The organism is Faecalibacterium sp. DFI.5.82, from assembly GCF_029076575.1.
Classification (GTDB): Bacteria; Bacillota; Clostridia; order Oscillospirales; family Ruminococcaceae; genus Faecalibacterium; species Faecalibacterium duncaniae.
Window position 1 is genome coordinate 1 of sequence record NZ_JARFIS010000452.1, and the last position, 313, is coordinate 313.

Consider the following 313-nt stretch of genomic DNA (forward strand, 5'->3'; position numbering starts at 1 on the left):
GATCTGGTTCTTGAGGTTATGGAAGAAGGTCCAGAACCACACGGCGGGCAGGCCCAGCGCCACCACCGCACGAACGACCGTCAGCAGGGGGGCACCCTCCCGCTGGCCGACCTGCGAGAGGCAGATGCCGGCAAATACCAGCAGGATGGCCGTAAAAAGCAGAGGCCGGTGCCAGGCTTTTTTGTGGCGCAAACGGTCAAAGGCTGCTAATTTGTGGAAGGAACCTGCATCCATCTCCACGGAAATGCTCAAGACTTGGGGCTTGGAAAATCACTCCTTTTTAGGCATCGTACCATATTGTTTTCAAACAAGC

General features: G+C 55.9%; 1 pseudogene. It reads right to left on the bottom strand.

From position 1 onward, the window contains the following. Positions 1–234 (bottom strand): annotated as a pseudogene (locus tag P0G09_RS17385) (YcxB family protein); the annotation flags it as partial. Positions 235–313 lie beyond the last annotated feature (79 nt).